This is a genomic window from Thioalkalivibrio sp. (assembly GCF_007692535.1).
Lineage (GTDB): Bacteria > Pseudomonadota > Gammaproteobacteria > Ectothiorhodospirales > Ectothiorhodospiraceae > Thioalkalivibrio.
In genome coordinates, this window is sequence record NZ_REBW01000110.1 from 1 (window position 1) to 5,114 (window position 5,114).

At 66.2% G+C, this 5,114-nt stretch carries 4 protein-coding genes; 1 reads left to right on the plus strand and 3 read right to left on the minus strand.

Features of this window, described 5'->3' with window-relative positions; genetic code table 11:
• Positions 1-123 precede the first annotated feature (123 nt).
• The 3 genes from leuD to EA346_RS04800 form a co-directional block, all read right to left on the minus strand.
• Entirely contained in the window at positions 124-759 is a 636-nt protein-coding gene (gene leuD, locus EA346_RS04790) for a 3-isopropylmalate dehydratase small subunit (RefSeq protein WP_296756222.1), read from the minus strand.
• Positions 760-762: 3 nt separating this feature from the next.
• On the minus strand, positions 763-2,172 hold the full coding sequence (leuC, locus tag EA346_RS04795) for a 3-isopropylmalate dehydratase large subunit (RefSeq protein ID WP_296756223.1): 1,410 nt from the start codon (positions 2,170-2,172) through the stop codon (positions 763-765).
• Between the two features lie 401 nt (positions 2,173-2,573).
• Positions 2,574-4,274 (minus strand): 2-isopropylmalate synthase, encoded by a 1,701-nt coding sequence (locus tag EA346_RS04800; RefSeq protein WP_296756225.1) that lies wholly within the window; start codon positions 4,272-4,274, stop codon positions 2,574-2,576.
• A 158-nt stretch (positions 4,275-4,432) separates the two neighbouring features.
• Between EA346_RS04800 and EA346_RS04805 the strand changes: the two genes are divergently transcribed.
• Positions 4,433-4,939, plus strand: a complete 507-nt coding sequence (locus tag EA346_RS04805; RefSeq protein WP_296756226.1) for an Lrp/AsnC family transcriptional regulator — start codon at positions 4,433-4,435, stop codon at positions 4,937-4,939.
• Positions 4,940-5,114: the final 175 nt, after the last annotated feature.

Here is a 5,114-nt window from a genome sequence, read left to right on the forward strand (position 1 = left end):
GCGGGTGTCGGCAGCAGGGATGCTGCCGTCAAGCCTACAGGGATGTATTCACGGCGTCCCGCCGGCGGACAGTCGGGTTCACAGCCCGGCCCCAGCGCTTCAGCCAAACCTCATTCACGTCGCCTACATCAGCCAGGGCGCTTCTTCGCGCCGGCGCGCCTCGTAGGCACGGATCTCCTGTGCATGCTGAAGGGTCAGCGCAATGTCGTCCAGCCCTTCCAGCAGGCGATGCCGCCGGTATTCGTCCAGTTCGAAATGGAAGACCGGCCCGCCCGGCACCCGGACCTCCTTCGCCTGCAAATCCACCTGGATCCGTAGCCCGGGCTCCTGCGACACACGCCGAAAGAGTTCATCCACTTCTTCTTCTTTAAGAACAACAGGCAATAACCCATTTTTGAAGCTGTTGTTGAAGAATATGTCGGCGAAAGACGGGGCGATCACGGCCCGGAAGCCGAAATCATCCAGCGCCCAGACGGCGTGTTCGCGCGAGGAACCGCAGCCGAAGTTCTTGCGCGCGAGCAGGATCGTGGCCCGGTCGAAGGGGCTCTGGTTCAGGACGAAACCGGGGTTCTTGCGGCGGTGGGAACTGTCCGCATCCGGTTCGCCCGGATCCAGGTAACGCCAGTCGTCGAAGGCATTCGGCCCGAACCCGGTCCGCTTGACCGATTTCAGGTACTGCTTCGGGATGATGGCGTCGGTGTCGACGTTCGCGCGATCCAGCGGCGCGGCGATGCCCTCGTGTACGGTGAAAGCCTGCATGGTTCAGCCCTCCAGTTCCGCGGGATCGATGAAGTGACCGGCCACGGCCGCGGCCGCCGCCAGCGCCGGACTGACCAGGTGCGTACGCCCGCCCTGCCCCTGGCGCCCCTCGAAGTTGCGGTTCGAGGTGGACGCGCAGCGCTCGCCCGGCTCGAGCCGGTCGGCGTTCATGGCCAGGCACATCGAACAGCCCGGTTCGCGCCATTCGAAACCGGCATCAAGAAAGATCCGGTCCAGGCCCTCGGCCTCGGCCTGCTGTTTCACCAGACCCGATCCGGGAACCACCATCGCCAGCTGAATATTTTCCGCCTTGCGGCGTCCCCGTACCACCGCGGCGGCGGCACGCAGATCCTCGATCCGGGAATTGGTGCAGGAGCCGATGAAGACCTTGTCCGGACGGATGTCCCTGATGGCCGTGCCCGCCGTCAGGCCCATGTACTGCAGCGCATTGCGCATGCCATCGGCGCGCACCGGGTCGACCTCCTGGTCCGGATCCGGAACCTGACCGGTGATCCCGACGACCATCTCCGGCGAGGTCCCCCAGCTGACCTGGGGCTCGATCTGTGCTGCGTCGAGTTCCACCACCCGGTCAAACCGGGCATCCGGATCACTGACCAGGTCGCGCCACGCAGCCGCTGCCCGCTCGAACATCTCGCCCGAAGGGGACTGCGGCCGCCCGCGAACGTACTCGATCGTCTTTTCATCGACGGCGACCATACCCGCGCGGGCCCCGGCCTCGATCGCCATGTTGCAAACCGTCATGCGTCCCTCGACCGACAGGCTGCGGATCGCAGAACCGCCGAATTCGATGGCGAAGCCGTTACCCCCGGCAGTACCGATGCGACCGATGATCGCGAGCACCACGTCCTTCGCAGTCACGCCCGGGCGCAGGTCACCATCCACCCGCACCAGCATGCTGCGGGACTTGCCCTGCCACAGGCACTGCGTCGCCAGCACATGCTCGACCTCGGAGGTCCCGATGCCGAAGGCCAGCGCACCCAGGGCACCGTGCGTGGAGGTGTGGGAATCGCCGCAGACCACGGTCATGCCCGGTAGCGTCGCGCCCTGTTCGGGGCCGATCACGTGGACGATGCCCTGGCGCAGATCCTGCATCGGGAAGAACTTCAGCCCAAAGGCGGCGACGTTGCTCTCCAGGGTCTCCACCTGCACCCGTGACACGGGGTCCGCGATACCGGCGCCGCGGTTCTCGGTGGGGACGTTGTGGTCCGGGACCGCCAGCACGGAATCGGCACGCCAGGGCTGCCGGCCGGCCAGCCGCAACCCCTCAAAGGCCTGCGGTGAGGTCACCTCGTGCACAAGGTGCCGGTCGATGTACAGCAGTGCGTTGCCATCGTCCTGCTCGCGCACGACGTGCGCCTGCCACAACTTGTCGTAAAGGGTCTGTCCGGTCATGAGTTCTCCTGCCCAGCACAATCCAGGGACGGCTCCTGGCCGCCAAAACCAATATCCGGCGGGCATTTCGGCACGACTCCTGCCCGCATGCGACGCCGCAATCACTTCGGTAGAGCGAAAGAAAGGCGCAGGCCGTCATCCGCCTTGCCCGGTGCCCAGGCCGGGAATGAGCCGCATTGTTCCCTGCAGCAGACATAACAGCAAGTCGCGTTTATTGTTCCCAGGTGTACTTGGACTCGCCTGCGCCGACGCGCCGGAACGGGACATCTCCCGCAACCTGGCCTGGGTACGAGACAGCGACCGGCATCCATCGCGCGCGGACGGCGCATCGACCTGCTCCGGGAGACGGAAATCGGGCTTCAAGGCAGACTCGCACCGCGGCTACGGGGCAACTCGCTCGCTCATTGCACCCTACGCAGCTCCGCCACCTCTCCTGCACTGCACGCGCCGGACGTCGCGAGGGCTGTCAGTATCGCCTGCACCGCCGCCCCGGCGCTGTCTTCGGCGATGGCCGCACCGGCCACGCGGGCGCCGTTCACCGTGATCGCCACCGCAGCCAGGGCCCTCGCGCCGGTACTGTGCTCCAGCGCGTGTTCGTCGAACTCGACCACCTCCAGCGCCACGCCGTAACGGCGTGCCAGTGCGGCAACCAGCGCCGAGACGACACCGTCGCCACGGGCGGTGAGTCGCTGCACCACACCCGACTGCTCCAGCTGGACGTCGATGTCCACCTGGCCGCCCTGCCGGTTCATCCGGTAACCCGCCAGGCGCCACTCGGCCGGCACTTCCAGGTAGAAGCGCTCGAACAACGCCCGGACCGTGCGCGAATTCACCTCGGCCCCGGTGACCTCGGCCTCGGTCTGCACCTGCCGCGCGAATTCGACCGCCAGCCAGCGGGGCAGACGGATGCCGTGATCGCGTTCCAGCACGTGTGCCACGCCGCCCTTGCCGGACTGGCTGTTGATCCGCACCACGGCCTCGTAGCGGCGGCCCAGGTCGAGGGGGTCGATGGGCAGGTACGGTACGTTCCACTTGCCACCGTGGCGCGCGCGGTGGCTGAGGCCTTTGCGAATCGCGTCCTGGTGACTGCCGGAGAACGCGGTGTACACCAGTTCGCCGGCCCAGGGATGGCGGGGGTGCACCGGCAGCGCCGTGCACTCGCGATACACCTTTTCGATCCCCTCCATGTCGGACAGCTCGAGCGTGGGGTCGATGCCCTGGGAATACAGGTTCATCGCCATGGTGATCAGGTCCATGTTGCCGGTACGCTCGCCATTGCCGAACAGCGTGCCCTCGAGACGGTCGGCCCCGGCCAGCAGGCCCAGCTCGGCGGCCGCGACGCCGGTACCCCTGTCGTTATGGGTGTGCAGCGACAGCACGAAGTGATCACGCATCGCGACGCGATCGCAGAACCACTCGACCTGGTCGGCAAAGGCATTGGGCGTGGTGATCTCCACCGTTGCCGGCAGGTTGATGATCACGCGCTGACCTCGATCGGGGCGCCAGATCGCGTTCACCGCGTCGACGACTTCGACCGCGTAGTCGGGTTCTGTCGCGGAATAACTCTCCGGCGAGTACTGGAAGGACCACTCGGTATCGGGATAGGCCGTCGCCGCATCCCGTACCCAGCGTGCACCGTTCTCGGCAATCGCGCGCACCCCGGCGCGATCCATTCCGAAGACCTGTTCCCGCTGCACGGGATTGGTCGAGTTGTAGACGTGCACGATGGCCCGGGGCACGCCGGCCAGGGCCTCGAAGGAACGGGTGATCAGGTCCGGCCGGGCCTGGGTCAGGACCTGAATGGTCACCTGCGGGGGAATGCGGCCCTCTTCGATCAAGCGCCGGGTGAAGTCGAAATCGGCCTGCGAGGCCGAGGGAAAACCAACCTCGATCTCGGTCAGGCCGATCGCGACCAGCAGATCGAAGAAGCGGAGTTTCTGCTCCACCGACATTGGCCGCTCCAGCGCCTGGTTGCCGTCCCGCAGGTCCACGCTTGCGAACAGCGGCGCCCGCGTAATGCGCTGGTTCGGCCAGCGGCGGTCCGGCTTGGCAATCACCGGTGCGGGCGCGTACTTGCGGTGGTCGAAGGCGGTGTGGTTCATGTCTCGATCCTCAGGTGCCGTGGGGACAGGCCAGGTCTGCCGCCCCGATACGAGTGACCATGATATTCGAATTGTGGAGCAATTAGTCGCCTATTTTTCTCTCGCAACGGCTATTATTGGCAGCATATTGCGCCATTTGATCATATGAGGACATTTCCATGAAGGACATCCGGGGCCAGACCACGCCGCATCTTCTGGACCGCACCGACCGCCGGATCCTCGAGGCACTGCAGGACGACGCCGCCCTCTCGAACCAGACCCTGGCGGAACGTGTCGGCCTCAGCCCTTCACCCTGCCTGCGCCGGGTGCGCGCGCTGGAAGAGGCCGGAATCATCCTCGGGCGAGTGGCCCTGCTCGATGGCAGGCGCCTCGGTCTCGAACTCACGGCGCTGATCCACATCGGGATGGACCGGCACACGCCGGAGCGCTTCGCCAGCTTCGAGGAAGCCGTGGCTGGCTATCCCGAAGTGCAGCGCTGCTTCCTGATCACCGGGCAGGCGGCCGACTATCTGCTGCAGGTAGTGGTTCCCGACATGGACGCCTACCAGGACTTCCTGCTGCGCCGGGTCACTCGGCTCGAGGGGGTCAGCAGCGTGCACTCCAGCTTCGTGCTGCGCCGGGTCGTCGACCGCACGGCGCTGCCGCTGAACTACCTGTCCGGCTGACGATCATGGCCCGGGAGGGATGACGGTGCACCCGAGGCGGGCGGTGGTTCAGCAAACGGTAGCAAACTGTAGGTCGGGTTAGCCCAAAGGGCGTAACCCGACGGGTCTCGCAACCACCCATGGCCGCAAACCGGCGTCGTTCTGGGCACCCCGGAACGTCGGGTTACGCTGCGCT